At 71.4% G+C, this 23,928-nt stretch carries 21 protein-coding genes; 12 read left to right on the forward strand and 9 right to left on the reverse strand.

What is annotated here, in order from left to right:
- Nucleotides 1–152 precede the first annotated feature (152 nt).
- The 5 genes from ACWCP0_RS13445 to ACWCP0_RS13465 all read left to right on the forward strand — a co-directional run bounded on the left by ACWCP0_RS13445 (nt 153) and on the right by ACWCP0_RS13465 (nt 5,973).
- Nucleotides 153–1,703 (forward strand): potassium/proton antiporter, encoded by a 1,551-nt coding sequence (locus ACWCP0_RS13445; RefSeq protein WP_451078952.1) that lies wholly within the window; start codon nt 153–155, stop codon nt 1,701–1,703.
- Nucleotides 1,704–2,125: 422 nt separating this feature from the next.
- Nucleotides 2,126–3,400: an MFS transporter gene (locus ACWCP0_RS13450; protein WP_451078953.1), complete on the forward strand. Its 1,275-nt coding sequence runs from the start codon at nt 2,126–2,128 to the stop codon at nt 3,398–3,400.
- A 68-nt stretch (nt 3,401–3,468) separates the two neighbouring features.
- Nucleotides 3,469–3,795 (forward strand): FmdB family zinc ribbon protein, encoded by a 327-nt coding sequence (locus ACWCP0_RS13455; protein ID WP_451078954.1) that lies wholly within the window; start codon nt 3,469–3,471, stop codon nt 3,793–3,795.
- A 132-nt stretch (nt 3,796–3,927) separates the two neighbouring features.
- Nucleotides 3,928–4,929, forward strand: coding sequence for an S-methyl-5'-thioadenosine phosphorylase (locus ACWCP0_RS13460; RefSeq protein ID WP_451078955.1), 1,002 nt, complete (start codon nt 3,928–3,930; stop codon nt 4,927–4,929).
- Nucleotides 4,930–5,565: 636 nt separating this feature from the next.
- The gene (locus tag ACWCP0_RS13465) at nt 5,566–5,973 is read left to right on the forward strand and encodes a hypothetical protein (RefSeq protein ID WP_451078956.1); all 408 of its coding nucleotides are present in this window, start codon (nt 5,566–5,568) and stop codon (nt 5,971–5,973) included.
- Nucleotides 5,974–5,992: 19 nt separating this feature from the next.
- Here the strand turns inward: ACWCP0_RS13465 and ACWCP0_RS13470 are convergent, their stop codons facing one another.
- Complete coding sequence (locus ACWCP0_RS13470) at nt 5,993–6,202, reverse strand: hypothetical protein (RefSeq protein ID WP_451078957.1); 210 nt, start codon at nt 6,200–6,202, stop codon at nt 5,993–5,995.
- A 172-nt stretch (nt 6,203–6,374) separates the two neighbouring features.
- On the opposite strand from ACWCP0_RS13470, the gene ACWCP0_RS13475 reads away from it, so the two are divergent.
- The 3 genes from ACWCP0_RS13475 (at nt 6,375) to ACWCP0_RS13485 (ending at nt 9,651) form a co-directional block, all read left to right on the forward strand.
- Complete coding sequence (locus tag ACWCP0_RS13475) at nt 6,375–7,574, forward strand: low temperature requirement protein A (protein ID WP_451078958.1); 1,200 nt, start codon at nt 6,375–6,377, stop codon at nt 7,572–7,574.
- 12 nt (nt 7,575–7,586) lie between these two features.
- Nucleotides 7,587–8,657, forward strand: a complete 1,071-nt coding sequence (locus ACWCP0_RS13480) for a P1 family peptidase (RefSeq protein WP_451078959.1) — start codon at nt 7,587–7,589, stop codon at nt 8,655–8,657.
- Nucleotides 8,658–8,847: 190 nt separating this feature from the next.
- Nucleotides 8,848–9,651, forward strand: a complete 804-nt coding sequence (locus ACWCP0_RS13485; protein WP_451078960.1) for a DUF6227 family protein — start codon at nt 8,848–8,850, stop codon at nt 9,649–9,651.
- Nucleotides 9,652–9,673: 22 nt separating this feature from the next.
- Here the strand turns inward: ACWCP0_RS13485 and ACWCP0_RS13490 are convergent, their stop codons facing one another.
- The 4 genes from ACWCP0_RS13490 to ACWCP0_RS13505 form a co-directional block, all read right to left on the reverse strand.
- Nucleotides 9,674–11,902, reverse strand: coding sequence for a PTS fructose transporter subunit IIABC (locus ACWCP0_RS13490; protein ID WP_451078961.1), 2,229 nt, complete (start codon nt 11,900–11,902; stop codon nt 9,674–9,676).
- Nucleotides 11,899–12,858 (reverse strand): 1-phosphofructokinase, encoded by a 960-nt coding sequence (gene pfkB / locus ACWCP0_RS13495; protein ID WP_451078962.1) that lies wholly within the window; start codon nt 12,856–12,858, stop codon nt 11,899–11,901. The genes ACWCP0_RS13490 and pfkB overlap by 4 nt, the downstream gene beginning before the upstream one ends.
- On the reverse strand, nt 12,855–13,616 hold the full coding sequence (locus ACWCP0_RS13500; RefSeq protein WP_451078963.1) for a DeoR/GlpR family DNA-binding transcription regulator: 762 nt from the start codon (nt 13,614–13,616) through the stop codon (nt 12,855–12,857). Before ACWCP0_RS13500 ends, pfkB begins: the two co-directional genes overlap by 4 nt.
- 224 nt (nt 13,617–13,840) lie before the next feature.
- Entirely contained in the window at nt 13,841–15,379 is a 1,539-nt protein-coding gene (locus ACWCP0_RS13505) for an MFS transporter (RefSeq protein ID WP_451078964.1), read from the reverse strand.
- A 63-nt stretch (nt 15,380–15,442) separates the two neighbouring features.
- Here ACWCP0_RS13505 and ACWCP0_RS13510 point away from each other — a divergent pair, with 63 nt between their 5' ends.
- Nucleotides 15,443–16,522, forward strand: a complete 1,080-nt coding sequence (locus ACWCP0_RS13510; protein WP_451078994.1) for a helix-turn-helix transcriptional regulator — start codon at nt 15,443–15,445, stop codon at nt 16,520–16,522.
- Nucleotides 16,523–16,612: 90 nt separating this feature from the next.
- Here the strand turns inward: ACWCP0_RS13510 and ACWCP0_RS13515 are convergent, their stop codons facing one another.
- Complete coding sequence (locus tag ACWCP0_RS13515) at nt 16,613–17,602, reverse strand: sigma-70 family RNA polymerase sigma factor (RefSeq protein ID WP_451078965.1); 990 nt, start codon at nt 17,600–17,602, stop codon at nt 16,613–16,615.
- 155 nt (nt 17,603–17,757) lie between these two features.
- Here ACWCP0_RS13515 and ACWCP0_RS13520 point away from each other — a divergent pair, with 155 nt between their 5' ends.
- Nucleotides 17,758–18,318 (forward strand): N-acetyltransferase family protein, encoded by a 561-nt coding sequence (locus ACWCP0_RS13520; RefSeq protein WP_451078966.1) that lies wholly within the window; start codon nt 17,758–17,760, stop codon nt 18,316–18,318.
- On the opposite strand, the gene ACWCP0_RS13525 is transcribed toward ACWCP0_RS13520, so the two are convergent.
- A complete protein-coding gene (locus ACWCP0_RS13525; RefSeq protein WP_451078995.1) occupies nt 18,315–19,082 on the reverse strand; it encodes a dioxygenase family protein in 768 nt (255 codons plus the stop codon). The two genes, ACWCP0_RS13520 and ACWCP0_RS13525, sit on opposite strands and share 4 nt — an antisense overlap.
- Nucleotides 19,083–19,219: 137 nt before the next feature.
- Here ACWCP0_RS13525 and ACWCP0_RS13530 point away from each other — a divergent pair, with 137 nt between their 5' ends.
- Complete coding sequence (locus ACWCP0_RS13530; RefSeq protein ID WP_451078967.1) at nt 19,220–19,726, forward strand: MarR family winged helix-turn-helix transcriptional regulator; 507 nt, start codon at nt 19,220–19,222, stop codon at nt 19,724–19,726.
- A gap of 179 nt (nt 19,727–19,905) precedes the next feature.
- Here the strand turns inward: ACWCP0_RS13530 and ACWCP0_RS13535 are convergent, their stop codons facing one another.
- Nucleotides 19,906–21,456, reverse strand: a complete 1,551-nt coding sequence (locus ACWCP0_RS13535; protein WP_451078968.1) for an MFS transporter — start codon at nt 21,454–21,456, stop codon at nt 19,906–19,908.
- 190 nt (nt 21,457–21,646) lie between these two features.
- Nucleotides 21,647–22,303, reverse strand: coding sequence for a TetR/AcrR family transcriptional regulator (locus tag ACWCP0_RS13540; protein WP_451078969.1), 657 nt, complete (start codon nt 22,301–22,303; stop codon nt 21,647–21,649).
- A 327-nt stretch (nt 22,304–22,630) separates the two neighbouring features.
- On the opposite strand from ACWCP0_RS13540, the gene ACWCP0_RS13545 reads away from it, so the two are divergent.
- Nucleotides 22,631–23,899, forward strand: coding sequence for a M6 family metalloprotease domain-containing protein (locus ACWCP0_RS13545; protein WP_451078970.1), 1,269 nt, complete (start codon nt 22,631–22,633; stop codon nt 23,897–23,899).
- Nucleotides 23,900–23,928: the final 29 nt, after the last annotated feature.

Genomic DNA, 23,928 nt, shown 5'->3' on the forward strand with positions numbered 1-23,928 from the left:
ATCTTGCCCGGACGCGGTATCAGTAACGCCATACGAACAATGCCACTGGCCGGAATTCATCGAACTGGCGATCGAGCGGCGAGCGGTCAACTGATCACTGACATCAAGGAAACGTTAAAGATTAGGTAAGGTAACGAAGTGTCGCCTCCGGATTGCGTGCTGGAGGAACGATCCGGCAATCCGGGCGCAAGGGGAAGGATCGGCCACTGTCTGTCCACGACCTCAACGAGCTCCTGCTCATCTGCTCGCTCGTCCTGCTCATCGCCGTCGCCGCGGTGCGCATCTCCTCCCGGAGCGGGCTCCCCAGCCTGCTGCTCTACATGGGCATCGGGATCGCCATCGGGCAGGACGGCATTTTCAACATCGCGTTCGACAACGCCGAACTGACGCAGGTGATCGGCTACGCCGCACTCGTGGTGATCCTGGCCGAGGGTGGCCTGGGCACCAAGTGGAAGGAGATCAAGCCGGCGCTGCCCGCGGCGGCGTCGCTGTCGCTCGTCGGCATCGCGGCGAGCGTGTGGGTCACGGCTGCCGGTGCCCACTACCTGGTCGGACTGGAGTGGCGCCAGGCGCTCATCATCGGCGCGGTGGTCTCCTCGACGGACGCAGCCGCGGTCTTCTCCGTACTGCGGAGGGTGCCGCTGCCGTCGCGCATCACGGGCGTACTGGAAGCGGAGTCGGGCTTCAACGACGCCCCTGTGGTCATCCTGGTCGTGGCCTTTTCGACAACCTGGCCGACGGACAACTGGTACGTCCTCATCGGGACGATCGTCCTGGAGCTGGCGATCGGCGCGGCGATCGGTCTCGCGGTGGGCTTCGTCGGCGCGTTCGGCCTGCGCCATGTGGCGCTGCCCGCGTCGGGCCTGTACCCGATCGCCGTCATGGCGATCGCCGTGACGGCGTACGCGGCCGGAGCCATCGCCCATGGCAGCGGCTTCATCGCCGTCTATCTCGCGGCCATGGTGCTCGGGAACTCCAGACTGCCGCACTCGCCCGCCACCCGGGGCTTCGCGGACGGGCTCGGCTGGATCGCCCAGATCGGCATGTTCGTCCTGCTCGGCCTGCTGGTGACCCCGCACGAGCTGGTGCACGACTTCTGGAAGGCCGTCGTCATCGGACTCGTGCTGACCATGGTGGCGCGGCCCTTGTCGGTCGTCCTCAGCCTGCTGCCGTTCGGGATGCCCTGGCAGGAGAAGGCACTGATGTCCTGGGCGGGTCTGCGCGGCGCCGTCCCGATCATCCTGGCGACGATTCCGATGGTGTACGAGGTCGAGGGCAGCAGACGGATCTTCAACATCGTCTTCGTGCTGGTGGTCGTCTACACGCTGGTACAGGGGCCGACGCTGCCCTGGCTGGCGAGGGCACTACGGCTCGGCGACGGGGGCGAGGCCGCTGCCGACCTGGGCATCGAGTCGGCGCCGCTCGAGCGGCTGCGCGGGCATCTGCTGTCCGTGGCGATCCCGGCGAAGTCCCGGATGCACGGCGTCGAGGTCTCGGAGCTGCGGCTGCCGAAGGGCGCCGCGGTCACCCTCGTCGTGCGGGAGAGCAAGAGCTTCGTACCGCTCCCGTCGACCGTGCTGCGGCGCGGGGACGAGCTGCTGGTGGTGGCGACGGATCCGGTGCGGGACGCGGCGGAAGCACGGCTGCGGGCGGTCGGGCAGGGCGGAAAGCTGGCCGGCTGGCTGGGGACCGGCGGGGGCTGAGGCGGACGGCCGAAGGCCGCGCGGACCGGGCGGAGGGTCGCCGGAAGGCCGCGGGGCTACCGGGGCTACCGGGGCTACCGGGGCTACCGCCAGGGCTCGCGGACCATGCGGACGGTCGCCGGAAGGCCGCCGGAGGGCCGCCGACTCGAGTGGAGCCAAGGCCTCCATTTGAACGGTCGGTTAATCGCAGGTGCGGATCGGTCCGGGTCGGCAATTTCACAGGCCTGAAGGCTGTTGGCCCCTGTAGCATGAAGGCACACTGATCGACCAACTCTGTCTGACGCAGAGCTGGCGCGACCGTATGGCGGCCGAGTCTCCCCGCAGTGGGCACCGGTATCTACCGCAGTTCCGCGCAAGAGGACAGCTCTCGGCTGCTCCCGGCACCCCGGGGAGCGCTACCAGGCGGCAGAAAGGCAAGGACCGTGGCGTCCACGGTCACTTCTGGCAAGCGCCCCGGCTACGGACAGCTGCTCCGTACCCCTGGGGCGTGGACATTCCTGCTCCCCGGGTTCGCGGCCCGGCAGCCCTTCGCGATGCTCACCATCGGCATCGTCCTGCTGATCCAGCACACCACCGGCTCGTACGGCAGCGCCGGCGCCGTCGCCGCAGTCACCGGTGTCTCCATGGCGCTCTTCGCGCCGCAGAGCGGCAAGCTCGCCGACCGCTTCGGCCAGCGCGCCGTGCTCGTGCCCGGCGTCCTCGTGCACACCGCGTCCGTCGTCACGCTGACCGCGCTGGCGCTCGCGGACGCGCCCCTGTGGGCGCTGTTCGCGGCGGCCGTGCCCACCGGTGCCTCTGTGCCGCAGGTCGGCCCCATGGTGCGGGCCCGCTGGGCGGCGAAGGTGGGAGGCTCCCCGCTGATGCCGACGGCCGCCGCCTTCGAGTCCGTCACGGACGAGTTCACCTTCGTCGTCGGACCGGTCCTGGCCACCGCGCTGTGCACCGGGGTCCACCCGGCCGCCGGTCTGGTCGCCGAGGCCGCGCTGACGCTGGCCGGCGGCCTGCTCTTCGCCGCTCAGAGCCGCACGCAGCCCGCCTTCGGCCGTCGTGCCGGCGGGGAGGCCCATGCCCGGCACACATCGGCGCTGTCCGTGCCGGGCGTGCGGGTCCTGGCCGTGGCCTTCCTCGGCATCGGCTCGGTCTTCGGCGGTATGCAGGTCTCGCTGACCGCGTTCGCCGAGGAGATCGGCCGGCCCGGCACGAACGGTCTGCTCTACGGGCTCTTCGCGGCCGGCAACATGCTGGCGGGCATCGCCGTCGGCGCCATCGCCTGGAAGTCCGGGCCGCGGCGCCGCCTGGTGCTCGGCTACGCGGGCCTGACGGCCGCGGCGTCGCTCCTGTGGGCCGCAGACTCCGTGGTGCTGCTCGGCGTGCTGGGCCTGGTCGTCGGCATGTTCATCGCGCCCGCGCTGATCAGCGGATTCACGCTGGTCGAGACGCTGGTGCCGGCATCGGCCCGGACGGAGGCGTTCACCTGGCTGACGGGCGCCGTGGCGCTGGGCCAGGCGGCCGCGGTGACGGTCGCCGGACAGCTGGCCGACGCCCACGGCTCGAGCGCCGGATTCGTGGTCCCGCTGGTGGGCACCGCGCTCGCTCTCGCCAGTCTGGCGGCGCTGCGGTCCCGCCTCGCACCGAGGGGGCACAGCCGTACCGTCGCACGTGGGATCGGTCACCGAGCGCCGGTGACGGTGGACTGATCCCGCGGAATACGTCACTATGGACCGTCGTTAGCACTCATCGAGTGAGAGTGCCAGGAGGAAGACAAGTGCCGACCTACCAGTACCAGTGCACCAAGTGCGGCGAGGGCCTCGAGGCGGTCCAGAAGTTCACCGACGACGCCCTGACCGAGTGCCCGAGCTGCCAGGGACGCCTCAAGAAGGTGTTCTCGGCCGTCGGCATTGTCTTCAAGGGCTCCGGCTTCTACCGGAACGACAGCCGCGGTGCGTCGTCGAGCAGCTCGCCTGCGTCTGCGTCCTCCTCGCCCTCCTCGTCGACTTCGACCGCCAAGTCCTCGCCGGACGCGAAGCCGGCGGCGTCGAGCTCGTCGTCCAGCGGCTCCGGCACGTCCAGCAGCGGATCCACGGCTGCCTGAGCCTTGGCGAGGGGCGACAGCCTCCCGCAAGCCCTTCTTAGGGCACTCGTAGCCTCTGGGGCCTCACCCGTTATCGAATGTTCTCGAACGGTGGGGCCCTTGGCGTATTCGGGCGCGGCTACTGTGATCGCCATGGCGAACGCAGAGAGTGCAGCGAGTGCAGAGAGCGCGGAGAGTTCGGACCGCACGGGGAGTGCGGGGAACGCGGGGAACGCGGGGAACGCGGGGAACGCGGGGAACGCGGGGAACGCGGGGAACGCGGGGAACGCGGGAAGTGCGGAGAGTGCGCAGCGAGGGACCGCCCAGCGCGCCGAGATCGGCGTGATCGGCGGCTCGGGTTTCTACTCCTTCCTGGAGAACGTGACCGAAGTCGAGGTCCCGACCCCGTACGGCAGTCCCAGCGACTCCCTCTTCTTCGGCGAGATCGCCGGCCGCCGGGTCGCCTTCCTCCCCCGGCACGGCCGCGGCCACAACCTCCCGCCGCACCGCATCAACTACCGCGCCAATCTGTGGGCCCTGCGCTCCGTGGGCGTACGCCAGGTGCTGGCGCCGTGCGCGGTCGGCGGACTGCGACCGGAGTACGGGCCGGGGACACTGCTCGTCCCGGACCAGCTGGTGGACCGTACGAAGTCGCGCACGGACACGTACTTCGACGGTGAGCCGCTGCCGGAGGGCACGGTGCCGAAGGTGGTCCACGTGTCGCTGGCCGACCCGTACTGCCCGGCGGGGCGCTCCGTCGCCCTGGCCGCCGCGCGCGGACGGGACTGGGAGCCGGTCGACGGCGGGACGCTGGTGGTCGTCGAGGGGCCTCGCTTCGGGACGCGCGCCGAGTCGCGCTGGCACGCTGCGATGGGCTGGTCCGTGGTCGGCATGACCGGGCACCCCGAGGCGGCGCTCGCTCGCGAGCTGGAGCTCTGCTACACGTCGATGGCGCTCGTCACGGACCTCGATGCGGGGGCGGAGGCCGGCGAAGGCGTCTCCCACGAGGAGGTGCTGAAGGTCTTCGCCGCGAACGTGGACCGGCTGCGGGGGGTCCTCTTCGACTCGGTGGCCGGGCTGCAGGCGACGGAGGACCGCAACTGCCTGTGCACGACGGCGCTGAACGGGCTGGAGACGGGGATGGAGCTGCCGTAGTCACGTGCCCGATCACCTGCCGTAATCACCCTGTGGAGTGAGCGAGTTGTCCACAGTCGGGGCTTGATCCACAGGCGCGGGCGAGGTGGCGGGGAAGCGGGGATCGTGAGGTGCGTTCGGCACAGCACCTCACGACCCTCACGAACGGTGGTCACGACGATGTCGCAGCTTCCCTCGCTTCATTCGCTTGCTCCGCTCACTCCTCTTTCTCCGACTCCCGTGCTTCCTGTTTCTCCGTCTCCCGCGTCTCCCACGTCTGCTGCACTTCCTGTGCCTCCTGTGCCTCCTGCGTTTTCTCCCCGTGGGCATGGGACCGCGGACGCGCCTTACGCGCACGGCGGGCCGCCGGGCGGGCGAGGCGGGCCGGGCGGAGGCTCCCGTCGGCGTGGGCTGCAGGATCCTGGGGCGCACGAGCCGCACCGGGCATGGGCGGCGAGGCTGCAGGGGCCGGACGGGCGGCCCGGTACCGGGCCGCACCAGCCGCGCGGGCACTCCGTGGCGTCCGGCCGGCCGACGGGCTTGCCGCCCGCTGCCGCGCCGGAGCCGTGCGGGGTGCCGGCGTTCGCGCCGCTGCATGTGCGGTCCGGGTGGCAGCGGTTGCGGCTGCGGCGGGCCTTGCGGCGGAGGAGGCGTGCGTTGGCGGCCGGGCTTGCGGTGACGGCGGCCGCTCTGGCTGCATGGGGGCCGCGCGCGCCGGTCGGTGCGGAGTCTGCGGAGCCGCACGGCGACCCTGTTGCCCTGCGGCAGCACCGGCCGCCGCCCGTGGACCTCGTCTCCGCACCGGTACGCATCGCGGACGCAGAGACGGTGCGGCTGCTGGAGCCGGGCGACCGGGTCGACGTCATCGCGGCTGCCGACTCAACGGCGGGCGGGGCGTCCGAGGCCCGTGTCGTCGCGACCGGCGCCCGGGTGGCCGAGGTTCCGCGGGGGCGGGAGACCTTCCCGGAAGGGGGAGCGCTGATCGTCCTGTCCGTCCCGCGTCCTGTCGCTGCGGCGCTCGCCGGCGCGGGCACGGGGGCACGGCTGGCGGTGACGCTGTGCTGACACGGCACCCGAGCGGGGATCAGATGTGGTGCGGGGGCTTCTCGTCGAGGAAGCGGGCAAGGTCCGAGGCGGTGTCGCCGCTCGTCGGAGGCCGCTCGCCCCACCCGCGGTCCGTATCGTCCGAGGACTGCTGGTCCAGCGGATCTTCGAAGATCAGCGCCGGCGTCGGAAGGGGCTGCGGCCGGGCTTCCTCCGCATCGCGCGGTCCGGGGGCGGGGGCGGTGCTCATACGTCAAGGGTACGCCGGGGGCGACGGGGCCCCGGTGTCACCGGTGTCACCGGTGTCACCGGTGTCACCGGTGTCCGGCAACGACGCGGGACTCGGTGCGGCGGGACACGGCAGGAGACCGGGATAGCGCGTCTCCCGCACCGGACCGCTTCCGCTCTGATGTGCTGATGGCATGACGTCCACATCCGCATCAGCCGCCGGCGGCGGCTCCGGGGCCGTGCGCCGGATGCGCGCCCGCAGCCGCGACGAGGCGCACCGCACGGCGACCCCGCTGGAGCTCTTCTTCGACCTCTGCTTCGTGGTCGCCGTGTCGCAGGCCGGGGCGCAGCTGGTCCACGCTGTGGCCGAGGGCCATGCCGGGGACGGGCTGCGCAACTACGCGATGGTGTTCTTCGCGATCTGGTGGGCCTGGATGAACTTCACCTGGTTCGCCTCCGCGTACGACACCGACGACATCCCGTACCGGGTGGTGACGCTCATCCAGATCGCGGGAGTGCTGATCCTCGCCGCCGGGGTGGCCCGGGCCTTCCTCCACCAGGACTTCCTCATGGTCTTCCTCGGCTATGTGGTGATGCGGCTGGCGCTCATCACGCAGTGGCTGAGGGCGGCGGCATCGACGCGGGGCGCCGAGCGGAGGACTGCGCTTCGGTACGCGGGCGGGATCGCCCTCTGTCAGGTCGGCTGGACAGCGCTGGTGTTCACGCCCCAGGGCGCACTTCCCTGGGTGTTCCTCGTGATGGCGCTCGCGGAGATGGCGGTACCGCTGCTCGCCGAGCGTTCCCTGGCCACCAGCTGGCACGCCCACCACATCGCCGAGCGCTATGGCCTGTTCACCATCATCGTGCTGGGCGAGACGATCCTCGCCGCCACGGTGGGGGTGCAGTCGGCGCTGGACATGAGCCCCGAGCTGGGGGACCTGTTGCCGATCGCCGCCGGCGGGCTGCTGATCGTGTTCGCGGCCTGGTGGATCTACTTCGCGGTGCCCGTCCACGCCCGGCTGAGGTCCAACAGGGAGTCGTTCCTGTGGGGTTACGGTCACTATGTGATCTTCGCGTCCGCCGCGGCCATCGGGGCGGGCCTGGAGGTGGCGGTGGAGACGGCCATCCACAAGTCCCATATCACGACAGCGGCCGCGGCGGCCGCGGTCACCGTACCCACGGCGGCGTTCCTGCTGACGGTATGGCTGTTGCACTCACGCCACTTCAAGCATGGCTTCGCGCAGCAGCTGCCGCTGCCCCTCTCGGCGCTGGCAATCCTTGCCTGCACCTTCGCGGGCAAGTGGGCGGTGCTCGCAGCAGGGCTGGTGGCGGCCGCGGCGGTGGCGGTGGGCGAGACGCTGACCCATCGCGGCCGGCCCCGTCGACCGGCGTGATAGGCAAGGTCCATGACAGACACGGCATCTGCTCATGGATCGAGCGACGCACGGAACGACGCCCTGACCGACGTGGCCGGTCTGCGGGTCGGGCACGCCCGGCTCTCCGGACCGGGCGCTCTCAGCGGCACCACCGTCGTCCTCGCGCCCAAGGGCGGGGCGATCGCCGCCGTCGACGTGCGCGGCGGCGGGCCCGGCACCCGGGAGACCGATGCGCTCGACGCGCGCAATCTGGTCCAGCGCATCGATGCGGTCGTCCTGACCGGCGGCAGCGCGTACGGGCTGGACTCCGCGTCCGGGGTGATGGCCTGGCTGGAGGAGCAGGGGCGCGGGTTTCCGGTCAGCCGCGAGCCCGGGCAGGTCGTGCCGGTCGTCCCGGCCGCCTGCGTCTTCGACCTGGGCCGCGGCGGCGACTGGCGGGCCAGGCCGGACGTGGCCACCGGTCGCGCGGCGGTGGAGGCGGCGGCGCGCACGGAGCCGGGCGCACCGGTGGAGGAGGGCAACGTCGGCGCCGGTACGGGCGCGGTGGTGGGGCGCATCAAGGGCGGAGTCGGCACGGCGAGCACCGTGCTGCCCGGCGGGGCCACGGTCGCGGCGCTGGTCGTGGCCAACGGCGCGGGCTCGGCGGTCGATCCGGACACGGGTGCGCTGTACGGGCAGTACTTCACCGGCGAGCGGCCCGCGTTCCCCTCCCCCGAGGTGCACGCGGCGGCCCTGCGCCGCCTCGCCCAGGCGGCCGAGACGGACGACGTGCCGCCGCTCAACACCACCCTGGCCGTCGTCGCCACCGACGCCGAACTGACCCGCGCCCAGGCGCAGAAGCTCGCCGGCACCGCGCATGACGGCATCGCACGCGCCGTGCGCCCCGTCCATCTCCTCAACGACGGCGACACGGTCTTCACCCTGGCGACCGGCGTACACCCGCTCGGTCCTCACCCGCTCGCCCTCAACGCCGTGCTCGCGGCGGGCGCGGACGTCGTGACACGGGCGATCGTGCGCGCCGTGCGGGCGGCGCGCACCGTGACCGGCCCGGGCGGCGACTTCCCCTCGTACCGGGAGCTTTACGGGCCCTCCGTCGGCTGACACGAGACACCTGCCCGGCGGCCCGACGTCCTTACCACGCACGGGAGTTGGGGGAGCGCGGAGGTGCGGGGAAACTTTGTGCACGCCCCGTTCGTTTTCCCGAACCCTGGACGAGATGTCAGACCCAGGGACTACGTTAAGCAGTCATCAAGTGACGTGTGGCAACGGCCTGGAGATCCGGAGATCCACCTTGAACGATCCGTACGAGACAACCGAGACGCACCTCGAGCGGCTCCTGGGTCGGGCACTCAACTCCTTCGACCTGCCCGACACCACGGTCGAGCGGCTCGAATCCGCGCTGGCGCACGCCGGCTCGCTGCACTCCTCGCACCACAGCGCGGACCTGCACCGCACCACTTACCGGCATACGTACCTGCTGGCCGACGGCTCCGCCGTCACCCTCTGGGAGCTGGTGCACAACTCCGGCCGGGACGGTGCCGAGCAACACGAGCTGTATGCGGAGGAGGGGGAGGCACGGCTCGCCGCGTCCCGGCTGCGGGCACGGCATCCGGAGCGGGCGGATCGTGCACGGACGGACGGTCTCGCCGCATTGTTCGACGCCGAGCCGGGCTCGGATCCCGGCCTCGAGCCCGAGCCCGACCTCGAGGCCGATCTGGAGCTGCTCGGCCGGCTGCTGGCCACTCCCCCGGCCGCCCCCGCACGCACGTACGTCCCCGACAACTCCCCGGACCACGCCCGCCGTCTCCTGCGCCGTGCCGAGAACCCGGACCGGCCGGGCGAGGACACGGCCCGGCTGCTGCGGTCGGCGTTCGCGCACCACATCGGCCAGGCGTTCGGCCGTCAGTGCCTGATCGACGACCGGGGCTCGGGTTTCACGCTTTACGAGCACGCGTTCCTGCTGCTCGACGGCACGGAGCTGAGCCTGTGGGAGGTGGAGCACACGGCGACGCCCGACGGCCGCCACATGTGCGAGGTCTACGCCGACGAGCGCACCGCGCGCGGGGCGATGGAGCTCCGCGCGCGGGTGCGCTGACCGACGGACCGTCGGGCGAGGCTCAGACGGCCGCGACCACCGTGGGCTTCTCGGCCGCGGCTTCCTGCGCCGCAGGGCTCACCACTGACGTCTTCCGCATGCCCTTCAGCAGGATGACCAGGCCCGCGCTGACGACGGTGCCCGCAAGGATGGCGACCAGGTAGAGGAACGGGTTGCCGATCAGCGGGACCACGAAGATGCCGCCGTGCGGTGCGCGCAGAGTGCACTCGAAGGCCATCGACAGCGCGCCGGTGACCGCGCCGCCCACCATCACCGAGGGGATGACCCGCAGCGGGTCCGCCGCGGCGAACGGAATCGCACCCTCCGTGATGAAGGAAGCGCCCAGCACCCAGGCCGCCTTGCCGTTCTCCCGCTCGGCCTTCGTGAACAGCTTGCCGCGCACCGTCGTGGCCAGCGCCATCGCCAGCGGCGGCACCATGCCCGCGGCCATCACCGCGGCCATCACCTTGAGGGAGCCGTCGGTGGCGTTGGCGAGACCGCCGACGGCGAAGGTGTACGCGACCTTGTTGAGCGGGCCGCCCAGGTCGAAGCACATCATCAGGCCCAGGATGACGCCGAGGATGACGGCATTGGCACCGGTGAGACCGTTCAGCCAGTCGGTGAGACCCTGCTGAAGCCTGGCGAGCGGCTCGCCGATCACCAGGAACATCAGGAATCCGACGATCACCGAGGAGATCAGCGGGATCACGACGACGGGCATGATGCCGCGCAGAACGGCGGGCACCCTGACCTTCTGGATCGCGAGGACGACGGCGCCCGCGAGGAGTCCGGCGACCAGGCCACCGAGGAAGCCCGCCTTGATCGTGATGGCGATCGCCCCGCCGACGAAGCCCGGCACGAGGCCCGGGCGGTCGGCCATTCCGTAGGCGATGTACCCGGCGAGTACGGGGATCAGGAAGCTGAACGCGAGCCCGCCGATCTGGAAGAGGAGCGCGGCCCAGCTGGTGTGGTCGCCCCAGGCGAAGACCTCGGCGACGGACTTGGCGCCGGTGATCTCGTAACCGCCGATGGCGAACCCGAGGGCGATGAGGAGGCCGCCTGCGGCGACGAACGGGATCATGTAACTGACGCCGGACATCAGCCACTTGCGGAGCTTCGTGCCGTACCCCTCGTCGGCCTCGCCACCGCGCTCGACGGGGGTGGCCCGGGCGGTGTCGGTCACCTCGCCGCGGGCGGCCTTCTCGCGCACCTCGGCGATGAGTTCGGCGGGGCGGTTGATGCCGGCCTTCACGCCCACGTCGACGGTGGGCTTCCCGGCGAACCGTTCCTTGTCCCGTACGGGGACGTCGTGCGCGAAGATCACGCCGTCCGCGGCCTCGACGACCGCCGGGTCGAGCCGGGTGAACCCGGCGGAACCCTGCGTCTCGACGGCGACGTCGACGCCCGCGGCATGGCCGGCCTTTTCGAGGGACTCGGCGGCCATGTAGGTGTGGGCGATGCCGGTGGGGCAGGAGGTGACGGCGACGACGCGGAAGGGCCTCTCTCCCTCACGCTGCCCGCCGTCCCGTGAACCGGGAGACACCCCCGGCCCGCCGACAGCTGCGTCGCCCGGCTCCGCACCGGGGCCTGCCGGTGCGGCCGGACCTCCGGCGCCCCGCGCGGCCGCAGGCTCGAGCGCGGGTTCCACGTCGGGCTCAAGCGCGGGCTCCACGTCGGGCTCAAGCGCGGGCTCCACGTCGGGCTCAAGCGCGGGCTCCACGTCGGGCTCCTGTCCGGCGGGGGCATCAGTGGCGTCGGCCGTCGCGGCCCCCGCAGTCTCCGCGTCCCCCACGGCCGCATCAGCCGGCTCGATGTCGCCGCTGATCAGGGCCGCGGCCGTGGCCGGCGAGGGGGTGGCGCGGAGGGCGGAGGTGAAGTCCTCGTTCATGAGACGGCGGGCGAGGGAGGAGAGGATGGTGAGGTGGGCGTCGTCGGCGCCCGCAGGGGCGGCTATGAGGAAGATCAGGTCGGCCGGGCCGTCCGGGGCGCCGAAGTCGATTCCGGAGGGCGCGCGGCCGAAGGCCAGGGTGGGGTCGGTGACGTGGGTGCTGCGGCAGTGCGGGATGCCGATGCCTCCGTCGAGGCCCGTCGGCATCTGGGCCTCGCGCGCGGCCACGTCGGCGAGGAAGCCGTCGAGGTCGGTGACGCGGCCGAGTGCGCGCATGCGCTCGGCCAGCGAACGGGCCGCCTCGTCCTTCGTTGCGGCGGCCAGGTCGAGGTCGACCAGGTCCACGGTGATCATGTCGCTCATCGCGGGCTCCCTTGCTCCGTGAGTACGCGGTCGAGGGGGACGTCCGCGGTCACCAGGACCGCGGCGGGATCGAGGTCGGACGGAGTGGGCATCACGCTGCCCGGGAGTTGGACGGCGGCCGCGCCGTGCGCCACCGCGGCGGCCAGGGCGTCCGGCCCCTCGCCGCCCGCCGCCAGGAAGCCGGCCAGGGACGCATCGCCGGCGCCGACGTTGCTGCGGATGCGATCGGCGGCGACGGCGGCGGACGCGAACCAGGTCCCGGCTGAGGAAACGAGCAGCTGCCCGTCCGCTCCCAGGCTCGCCAGCACCGCGACCGCCCCGAGCGAGCGCAGCTCCTCCGCCGCCTTCACCGCGTCGCCCACCGTCGCCAGGGGTCTGCCGACCGCCCCGGCGAGTTCGTCCGTGTTCGGCTTGACCACGTCGGGGCGGCCGGACAGGGCCGACAGCAGGGACGGTCCGGAGGTGTCCAGGGCGATCCGGGCACCCGACTCGTGCGCCCGGGCCACCAACTCCGCGTACCAGGAGGGCTCCAGGCCCCGCGGCAGGCTGCCGCAGCACGCGATCCAGGACGCGGACGGCGAGTGGGCGGAGACGGCCGTGAGCAGCGCCGTCGACTCGTCGGCCGTCAGCCGCGGGCCCGGTGCGTTGATCTTCGTCAGTGTGCCGTCCGGCTCCGCGAGCGCGACGTTCGACCGCGTCGCGCCCGCCACCGGTACCGGCGCCACCTCGATCCCCTGTCCCGCCAGCAGATCCGCGACCAGCGCGCCGGGAGCGCCGCCGAGCGGCATCACCGCGACCGTCCGGTGCCCGGCCGCCGCGACCGCCCGTGACACATTGACGCCCTTGCCGCCGGGGTCCATGCGTTCGCCGGTGGCCCGCAGCACTTCGCCGCGCTCCAGGCCCGGGATCTCGTACGTCCGGTCCAGCGACGGGTTCGGGGTGACGGTGAGAATCATGTGCGCACCACTTCCGTGCCCGCGGCCTCGATCGCCGCGGCGTCCTCGGGGCTGAGCCCGCTGTCCGTGATGAGCAGATCGACATCGGCGAGGTCGGCGAAGCGGGCGAAGTGCTCCTCGCCGTACTTGGCGGAGTCGGCCAGCAGCACCACGCGCCGGGCCGCGGCGACGAGCGCGCGCTTGACGGCGGCCTCGGCCAGATCGGGCGTGGTCAGCCCGGCCCCCGCCGAGAAGCCGTTCGCGCCGAGGAAGACGACATCGGCGCGGATCTCCCCGTACGCCCGCAGTGCCCACGCGTCGACGGCCGCGCGCGTACGGTGCCGGACCCGGCCGCCCACCAGATGCAGGTCGATTCCGGGGTGGTCCGCGAGCCTTGCCGCGGCGGGCAGAGCGTGGGTGACGACCGTGAGCGAGCACTCCAGCGGGAACGAGGCAGCCAGTCGCGCCACCGTGGAACCCGCGTCGAGGATGACGCTTCCGTCCTCGGGCAGCTCGGCGAGCGCGGCCCGCGCGATGCGGTCCTTCTCGTCGGCGGCGGTCGACTCGCGCTCGGCGAGGTCCGGTTCGAAGTCGAGCCGCCCGGCCGGGATGGCCCCGCCGTGCACCCGGCGAACGAGCCCGGCCCGGTCCAGGGCCTTCAGATCGCGCCGGATGGTCTCGGCGGTGACCTGGAACTCGTCGGCGAGAGACAGCACATCGACGCGTCCGCCCTCGCGGGCGAGGCGAATGATCTGCTGCTGACGCTCGGGTGCGTACATGTGGGTTTACGTCCGTTCCATGCCCGAACCTGTGGTTTCCTCGCAAGACTACGCCCCGATTTCCGCGAAGTAAACAGACTCGGGCAATTAACGGGCACGAACAGACAGAAGCCCGGCGCCGGGAACATGCCCCGTGCCGGGTCCCTGCGCCGGGCCTCGCGCCCGCATCCCCTCGTACTCCCCCGTATTTCCCCCGCGCTCCCCCCGGTCCGCGCCGCGCGCGCTCAGTGCGCGAGCACCGGCTCCCGCTCCTCCCCCGCGCGAGGCTCCGAAGGAATGGACTCCATGGCCCCCTCCATGTGCTGCTTCGGCCGCGCCGGCAGCGCGAACATCACCACGAAGATCGCCGCCAGCACCGCAACGACCCACCACAGCGAGCTCTGGAACGCGTCCGCGAACGCCGGGCCCACGGCAACCGGCGCGAGCGGCTCGTCCATCGCCCCGAAGAAGACGACCGAGACCAGTCCGAGTCCGAGCGCGTTGCCCATCTGCGCCGTCGTGTTGATCAGCCCGGACGCCGAGCCGGCGTGCTCGCGCGGCACGTCGGACAGCACCGCGTCCGTCAGCGGCGCCACGATCAGCCCCATGCCGAGCCCCATGATCACGAGCGGCGCGATCATCTGCCAGGAGTGGATCCCCGTGCCGTACCGCCCGGCCTCCCAGATGTAGAGCAGCAGGCCGGCCCCCATGGTCAGCGCTCCCGCCTGCAGCACCTTCCGGCCGAAGCGCGGCACCAGCTTCTGGACGGACATCCCGGCCGCCAGCGACACGGCGATGGAGAACGGCACCCCGGTGAGCCCCGCCTTGAGCGGGCTCCAGCCCAGGCCGATCTGCATGTACAGCGTCCAGACCAGGAAGAAGATGCCCATGACCACACCGAAGGTCAGCTGGACCGCGATACCGGCGGCGAAGCTCTTCACCCTGAACAGCGACAGCTCGACGAGCGGCGAACCGTCCCTGCGCGTCTTCCACCTCTCGTACGCCACGAACACGGCGAACACCAACGGGCTGCCCCCCATGCACAGATGGCCCCACAGCGGCCAGTCCAGCTCACGGCCGCGCGTGAGCGGGTAGATCAGCATCAGCAGACCGGTGGTGACGAGCGCGACGCCGACCAGGTCGAGGCGGAGGGCCTTCTCGGCACGGGACTCGGTGATGAACTTCCGGCCGAGGACGACACCCGCGATGCCGACCGGCAGATTGATCAGGAAGATCGGCCGCCACTCGAGGCCGAACAGATTCCACTGGGTCAGCAGCGCGCCGAGCAGCGGGCCGGAGACGGCCCCGAGCCCGACGATCGCGCCGAACATCCCGAAGACCTTGCCTCGTTCGTGCGCCGGGAACGTCACATGGATGATCGCGAGCACCTGCGGCACCATCATCGCGGCCATCGCGCCCTGCAGCAGCCGCGCGGCGACGAGCATCTCGGCGTCCGCCGCGAAGCCGCACAGCGCGGAGGCGAGCGTGAAGCCGGTGATGCCGATCAGGAACAGACGCTTGCGGCCGAAGATGTCACCGAGCCGGCCACCCGTGATCAGGCCGGCGGCGAAGGCCAGCGCGTAACCAGCGGTGATCCACTGGATCGCGCCGAACGACGCGCCGAGATCGTGCTCGATCGACGGGATCGCGATGTTGACGATGGTGACGTCGACCAGGTCCATGAAGGCCGCCGTCATGACGATGGCCAGGGCTATCCAGCGCCGCCGGTCGGCAGCGGCAGCAGGGTCGGAAGCCGTATCCAGTACGGCGGCTCGGGAACTCATGCCCGAGAAGCTAGTCGGGATATAGGCCAGCTCATGACCTAGAAGGTGGCCAGTATGGAACGTATGACAGACACCCCGGCACGACTGCTGAATCTGCTGTCCCTGCTCCAGACACCGCGCGAGTGGCCGGGCAGCGAGCTCGCCGAGCGGCTCCGGGTCAGCCCGCGCACCATCCGCCGGGACATCGACCGGCTGCGCGACCTCGGCTATCCGGTCGAGGCGACGCGAGGCGCGGTCGGCGGATACCGGCTGGTCGCGGGTGCCGCGATGCCGCCGCTGCTGCTCGACGACGAGGAGGCCGTCGCGATCGCGGTGGGGCTGCGGGCGGGGGCCGGCCACGCCATCGAGGGCGTGGACGAGGCGTCCGTGCGGGCCCTGGCCAAGCTGGAGCAGGTGCTGCCGTCACGACTGCGGCACCGTGTCTCCTCCCTCCAGAACGCCACGATCCCGCTCACCCGCGGCGACGGAGCGACCGTCGACCCGCACACCCTCACCACCATCGCGGCGACCGTGACCGGCCGGGAGCGGCTGCGCTTCGACTACCGCTCCGGCGACGGCACGGAGACGAAGCGGCAGGTCGAGCCGTACCGGCTGGTCTCGACCGGGCGGCGGTGGTACCTGGTCGCCTACGACCTCGTGCGCGACGACTGGCGTACCTTCCGGGTCGACCGGGTCAGCGAGCCGATCCCGACAGGCGCGCGGTTCACACCGCGCGAGGTCCCTGAGGGCTGGGACGCCGCGAAGCTCCTCTCGCACTCCATGTCCCGCAACCAGCCGGAGCTCGCGCTGGACGTGAGCTTCGAGGCGTCGGCGGAGTCCGTCTCCGGCCGCCTCCCCGACTATCTGGGCACGCCCGAGCCGACGGGCCCGGACAGCTGCCGCCTCCGGACCCGCTCGCAGGACTCCCTGGAGTGGCTGGCACTCCGACTGGCGATGGTCGACTGCGCGTTCACGGTCCACGGGCCGCCGTCGCTCCGCGACCACCTCGCGGCCCTGGGCGTCCGCCTCACCCGCGCGGCGAGCGCGCAGAGCTCGGCCGGGACGGCCGGCACGGGGATCCCGGAGAGCACGGCCGGAAGGCGCAGCACGTCTTGCGGCGCGAGCCCGAGCACGTCTGAGGCGACAAGCCCACCGCACGCATGAAGGACCCCGACACCGGGGGGGAGGGTGCCGGGGTCCGCTCTGGGAGGGTGGGGGCGAGCCCCACCTCATCAGACCTGGCCAGGACTGATCCTACGCCGCCGCGTCGAAGCCCGTGTCGCGCGCCATGCGCTTCAGCTCCAGCAGCGCGTGCTTCTCGATCTGCCGGATGCGCTCACGCGTCAGACCGTGCTCCTTGCCGACCTCCGTCAGCGTGCGCTCGCGGCCGTCCTCGATGCCGTACCGCATACGGATGATGGAGGCGGTCCGGTGGTCGAGCTTGTCGATCAGGTCGTCGAGCTCCTCGCTGCGCAGGAGTGTCATCACGGACTGCTCCGGCGACACCGCGGAGGTGTCCTCCAGCAGATCACCGAACTGGGTCTCGCCGCCGTCGTCCACCGCCATGTTCAGCGAGACCGGGTCGCGGGCCCAGTCGAGCACATCGATGATCCGCTCCGGCGTCGAGCCCAGCTCCTCGGCCACCTCGGCCGGCTCGGGCTCGCGCCCGTGCTCGCGGTTGAACTCGCGCTGGACACGACGGATCCGGCCCAGCTCCTCCACCAGGTGGACAGGCAGCCGGATCGTGCGCGACTGATCGGCTATGGAGCGGGTGATGGCCTGCCGGATCCACCAGGTGGCGTACGTCGAGAACTTGAAGCCCTTCGCGTAGTCGAACTTCTCCACCGCGCGCACCAGACCGGCGTTGCCCTCCTGGATCAGGTCCAGCAACGGCAGCCCGCTGCGCGGATAGCGGCGCGCGACGGCCACCACCAGGCGCAGATTCGACTTGATGAAGATGTCCTTGGCGCGCTCGCCCTCGCGGACCAGCGCCTCCAGCTCCTCGCGCGTGGCACCGCCCGCCTTGCTCTCCACCTCGCCTTCGAGGATCTGCCTGGCGTAGACCCCGGCCTCGATGGTCTGGGAGAGCTCGACCTCCTTGGCGGCGTCGAGCAGCGGCGTGCGCGCGATCTCGTCGAGATACATACCGACCAGGTCGCGGTCGGCGATCTCCCCGCTCGCGGCGCGAACACTGCTTGCCCCATCGGCGGCAGACTGACGACGGGCGACGGCACGGGTTGCCATGCGTGCTCCCTTGCTGAGTAGGTCGCGACACCCTTCAGGGTCTTCCAGGTGCCCTGCATCCGAGGGAAACAACGACTGGAATCCGGACAGAATTCCCAGGCGTGCAGGGTTTTTTGTGATCTTGCAGTACCCTGTGCCGCCACTTGGGAGGACGGATGCTGCCGAAGCACACAGAGGTGCAGGTCAGAGCTGGCTCGGAGGCCGATCTCCCGGCCCTCACCGAGCTCTACAACCACTACGTGCGCGAAACGGCCGTCACCTTCGACACCGCCGCGTTCACGCCCGAGCAGCGCCGCCCGTGGCTGCACTCCCACCCTGAAGACGGCCCGCACCGTCTTCTGGTTGCTCGGGATGTCCGTTCTGACCGAATTCTGGGTTACGCGACCAGCAGCGCGTTCCGCCCGAAGCCCGCGTACGCCACATCCGTCGAGGTCAGCGTCTATCTCGCGGGCGACGCCGTGGGCCGTGGCATCGGCACCCTCCTCTACGACGCGCTCTTCGCCGCCCTCGCGGACGAGGACCTGCACCGCGCCTATGCCGGCATCGCCCTTCCGAACGAGGCCTCGATCGGGCTCCATGAGCGCTTCGGCTTCCGGCACGTCGGCACGTACGCGGAGGTCGGCCGCAAGTTCGGCCGCTACTGGGACGTCGCCTGGTACGAGAAGAAGCTGGGCCGACCCGGCGCGGCGCCGCCCGAGCGCCGGACAGGGACCTAACCGAACTGGACCGACCGCTTGGCCAGCCCCATCCAGAACCCGTCGATGACGCTCCGCCCCCGGTCCAGTTCCCCGGAGGCGTCCGCCGCTCCCAGCGTCACGAACAGCGGAGCGAAGTGCTCGGTCCGCGGATGGGCCAGCCTGCCCGCCGGCGCCTTGTGCTCGAAGTCCAGCAGCGCGTCCACGTCGCCGGCGGCCAGCGCCCGCTGCCCCCAGTCGTCGAACTCGGCGGACCAGCCGGGTACGCCGGCGCCCGCGTGCCGCAGCGCCGCCAGGTTGTGGGTGAAGAAGCCGCTGCCGATGATCAGCACGCCCTCGTCGCGCAGCGGAGCGAGCCTGCGCCCGATCTCCAGCAGCCGCTGCGGGTCGAGCGTCGGCATGGAGACCTGCAGCACGGGGATGTCGGCGCCGGGGAACATCTCGACGAGCGGGACGTACGCGCCGTGGTCGAGACCGCGGTCCGGGATGTCCTGGACAGGCGTACCGGCTCCGCGCAGCAGCTTCCGTACGGACTCGGCGAGCGCGGGCGCACCCGGGGCCTCGTACCGCACCCGGTAGTAGTGCTCGGGGAAGCCCCAGAAGTCGTACACGAGCGGCACGGTCTCGGTCGCGCCGAGCGCGAGCGGGGCCTCCTCCCAGTGGGCGGAGATCATCAGGATGGCCGTGGGCCTCGGCAGATCCGCGGACCACGCGGCGAGCTGGCCGGTCCAGACCGGGTCGTCGGCGAGCGGCGGTGCTCCGTGCGAGAGATAGAGGGCGGGCATCCGCTCCGCGTACACATCCGCACCCACAGGAGCCTCCCGGGCCTCAAGCGAATCTTCTTGAACCTTCAAGTTCACGCTGAGAGACAGGTTAGGCGCATCTTGTTCAACTTTCAAGGACAGGCTCGTACAGTAGACGCATGACTACGGCATACGACGCGGGCGACTCCCGCTGGCTCAGCGCGGAGGAGCAGCGCGTGTGGCGTTCGTACCTCCAGGCGACCACCCTCCTCGAGGACACTCTCGACCGCCAGCTCCAGCGGGACGCGGGGATGCCGCACATCTATTACGGCCTGCTCGTCCAGCTCGCCGAGGCACCGCGGCGCCGTAGGCGCATGACCGAGCTGGCCAAGGACGCCAAGATCACCCGGTCCCGGCTCTCACACGCGATCGCGCGCCTGGAGAAGAACGGCTGGGTGTGCCGGGAGGACTGCCCCTCCGACAAGCGGGGCCAGAACGCGTACCTGACGGACGAGGGGTACGAGGTCCTGCAGAAGGCGGCACCGGGCCATGTCACCGCCGTACGACAGGCGATCTTCGAACGGCTCACGCCGGAACAGGTAGGCCAGCTCGGCGAGATCACCCGCATCATGGTCGAGGGCCTCGAGCCGGACTGCGCGGGCGCGGACCTTCCCTGGCTGCGCTGAGCCGCCGCCCCTCCCGGCGCATGGAGCGGGGCCCCGCCCGGGGTCCGGTGAATCCGGATCCGGACGGAGCCCCGCTCCCCCGCACAGTGGCCCGGGCATCGGCCCGACGTCAGCCCGACCTTCGACCTGGACGTCGGCCCTGGTCATAGGCCCTGGACGTCGGCCTGCGGGTCGCGCGCTCAGTGCGCGACGACGGGGATCCTCACCTCGTCCTCGGCACCCTCACCGGCGCCGTCCGCGGACGACGCGGCCGCGCCGGTTCCCGGCCGCCCGCTGTTGATGAAGGTGAACGCGATGGCCGAAGCCGCCACCAGGATGCCGACGGCCCACCAGATGGCGCTGGCGTAGCCGTGCACCAGGCCCTGCATCTGCAGCGTCTGCTGCGCCTGGGGGCCGGTCGCGCCCGCCGCGTGCGCGGCGATGTACGAGGTGGTCGCGGAGGCGGCGATCGTGTTCAGCAGGGCCGTGCCGATCGCGCCGCCGACCTGCTGCGAGGTGTTCACCATCGCGGAGGCGACGCCCGCGTCCCGCGCCTCGACGCCGTGCGTGGACAGCGACATGGCCGGCATGAAGGCGGTACCCATACCGAGGCCGAGCAGCAGCTGCGCCGGCAGGATCAGCCCGGCGTACGACGAGCCGATCTCGAGCTGCGTCAGCAGCAGCATGCCCGTCGCGGCGACCAGGAAGCCGGGCCCCATGAGCCGCCGGGGCGGGACGCGGGTCATCAGCCGGGCGCCGATCTGCGTGGAGCCCGTGATCATGCCCGCGATCATCGGGAGGAAGGCGAAGCCCGTCTTGACCGGCGAGTACCCCTTCACGACCTGCAGGTAGTACGTGAGGAAGAGGAAGAGGCCGAACATCGCGATAATGGCCAGCCCCAGCGAGAGGTAGACACCGCCGCGGTTGCGCTCGGTCAGGACGCGCAGCGGCAGCAGCGGCGAGCGGACCTTGGACTCGGTGAACACGAAGGCCGCGAGCAGGACCGTCGAGGCGACGAAGAGACCGATGGTCATGGAGTCCGACCAGCCGTCCGCCTCGGCGCGCGTGAAGCCGTACACCAGCGCCACCAGGCCGAGGGTGGAGAGGATGACGCCGGGGATGTCGAGCGGCGAGCGGTTGCGGCCGCCGGCCGGCTCGCGGATCACGAAGTACGCGCCCGCGGCGGCGACGACGGCGAAGGGGATGTTGACGTAGAACGTCCAGCGCCAGTCGAGGTACTCGGTGAGGAAACCACCGAGGATCAGACCGACGGCGCCACCGCCACCGGCGATCGCGCCGTAGATGCCGAAGGCCTTCGCCCGCTCCTTGGCGTCGGTGAACGTCACGGCGAGCAGCGAGAGTGCGGCCGGAGCGAGCAGCGCGCCGAAGGCGCCCTGGAGCGCGCGCGAACCGAGCAGCATGGCCTCACCCGTGGCCGCGCCGCCGACGGCGGATGCGGCGGCGAAGCCGAGCAGACCGACGACGAAGGTGCGCTTGCGGCCCCACAGGTCGGCGATGCGTCCACCGAAGAGCAGCAGTCCGCCGAAGGCGAGGGCGTACGCGGTGATGACCCACTGCCGGTTGCCGTCCGAGATGCCCAGGTCCTGCTGGGCGGACGGCAGCGCGATGTTCACGATGGTCGCGTCGAGCACGACCATCAGCTGGGCCAGGGCTATGAAGACCAGGGCTTTCCAGCGGCTCGGGTCAGGACCCGCGGAGAGCGGGAGCTGCGTCTGGGCAGTTTTTGACATGGGTGTGGCCACCTAGGGGTGCGTAAGCGTGAAAAACGGTCGTCAGTACCGGCGCGCGCGGACGAGTCGGTGTCGGGCACCGGGCGTAAGTGCTTCCGGATTACGGATCACGGATCACGAAGTGCGGACTACGGGTTTTGGATCACGGACTGCGGATGACGGGTCGGGGATGCGGATGACGGCGTGCTGGTCACGGATGGCGCCGCAGGTCCTCCAGGGTCGCGGCCGTGCCGGGCAGCTCCGAGCGCGCGGGCGCCTCGAGTCCGTCCAGCAGCAGCTGCAGATGGCGATGGGTGTACTGGTCGATGTCCGGGCATGCGATGCCGGGCAGCGGCCGGGTGAGCTGGATCAGCGCGACCAACAGGTCTCCGACGGCGATGTCGGAGCGGAGCCGCCCCACTGCCTGGGCCCGGTCGACGAGACCCTGGACGGCTTCTTCGAGCCGCTCGCGCTCGGCGCAGAGTTCGGGATGGTCCTTGTCGAAGCCGCCGGAGAGGAATGGGCACAGCGCGCCGATCCGCTCGTCGGCGGCCGCGTGGGTGAAACGCCTCAGGGCGGCGAAGGGGTCCGCCTCCTCGGCAGCCGCTTCCTCCGCCCGGTCCGTCGTTCCGCTCAGGACGGCCAGGACGACCTCGTGGACGAGGGCGGCCCGGTCGGCGAAGTTCCGGTAGAGGGTGGCATTGCCGACGCCGGCGCGGCGGGCGACCTCGTCGAGCGGCACGTCGGGGCCGAACTCGACGAACATCTCGCGGGCCGCCGAGACGATCCGCTCCCGGTTGCGCAGCGCGTCCGCGCGCGGCCGGTGGGCGCGCCGCCCTGCGGTGTCGGTGGCGGTGGCGGGGCTCACGGCTCCACTCCCTCTCATGGCGTCGATCGTGGGTCTACGTTGCGGTCTCCGACCCTGCCGGACGAGATCCGGGGACGGACTCCCCGTTTCGGGGGGACCTTTCTGCAAACGGGGAGTCCGTCCCCGGTTATTTCGCCTCACCCCGGAAATTCCGTGTGACCTGGCTCACAGCCCTCGGGGCCCTGTTCACCTCCCGCCGGCTCCCCTTTCCCCGGCGTGTCCCACGATCGGCTCACCCGGCGAGCGCCCGCCCCGCGCCCGAATCACGCTGATCAAACGGAGCGCAGCTGAGGACCGGCCGGCTGCCGCGGACCCGAAGGCGACCGCATGCAGGAGACCCGCCACCGGATACGCAGACAGGGCCTCCTGGGCGCGGTCGCCGCTCTTGCCCTTGCCGCCCTGACCTCGGCGAGCTCCATGCTCCCCGGCCCTTCGCGGGCTTCGGCCGGCCCGGTGGCCACGGCCGAGGAATCGGCGCTCGGCCCGTGCCGTATCGCGACCACCCCCGGCGTACAGATGTCCGAGGGCATGCCCACGCCGAGCGGTTACGTGCGCTCCACGGGCGAGATCCGCGCCCTCAACATCATGATCGACTTCCCGGATGCGGAGGGCGAGGGCACGGCGCGCGAGCGTTTCGAGGAGTTCTTCCCGCAGACCCAGCAGTGGTTCGCGACCAGCTCCTACGGGCGCCTCCTCTACCGCCCCGAGGCCCCGCTGCCGGACTGGCTGCGGATGCCGCTGCCCTTCGCGGCGTACGGGATAGAGCGAGGCGCGCCGTACGAGCCGGGCTACCGGCAGCTGGTGCAGGACATGGTGACCATGGCCGACCCGCACGTGGACTTCAGCGCGTACGACCTGGTCAACGTCCTCGTCACGCCGAACGCCGGCCCGTCCGCGCTGGACACCGTCCTGTCCGTGACGTTCTCCGGGAACAACGAGGCGCCGCACGCGGACGGTGTGCCGCTCGCCAACACCTCGTTCGTCTACAGCCGCCAGGACGACGGGTCCGGGACGTACGACGAGACCGGCTTCCGGGTGCTCCCGCACGAGAACGGCCATGTCTTCGGCCTGCCCGACCTCTACACGCCGGAGGGCGGCGGCGCCGTCGGCCACTGGGACATCATGTCCGAGGACTGGGGCGCCAACAACGATCTGCTGGGCTGGCACAAGTGGAAGCTCGGCTGGCTCGACAACGACCAGGTCGGCTGTGTCTCCGCCAGTGGGGTGGCCGAGTACGACCTCACGCCGCTCGCCACCACGGGCGGCCGCAAGCTCGTCGTCGTGCCGACCGGCACGGACGCCGGTTACGCCGTGGAGGTCCGCACCCGGGAGGGAAACGACGAGGCGGTCTGCGAGCCGGGGGTCCTCGTCTACCGCGTCGAGACGGACATCGACACCGGGCAGGGGCCGGTGCGCGTCTCCGACAGCGACGAGGACAGCGGCGGCTGCACGCGGCGGCCCAATGTGCACGCCGAGCTCTCGGACGCGCCGTACCGGCCGGGCGAGTCGTTCACGGACGGGCGCCACGGGATCCAGATCACGGTGCTGTCGGAAAGCCCGGAGGGGACCTATCGCGTGCGTGTCACGCGTTCCTGAGCCCTCCGAGCCCCGGTCCGGCTCGGCCC

The organism is Streptomyces sp. NPDC001970 (assembly GCF_053594115.1).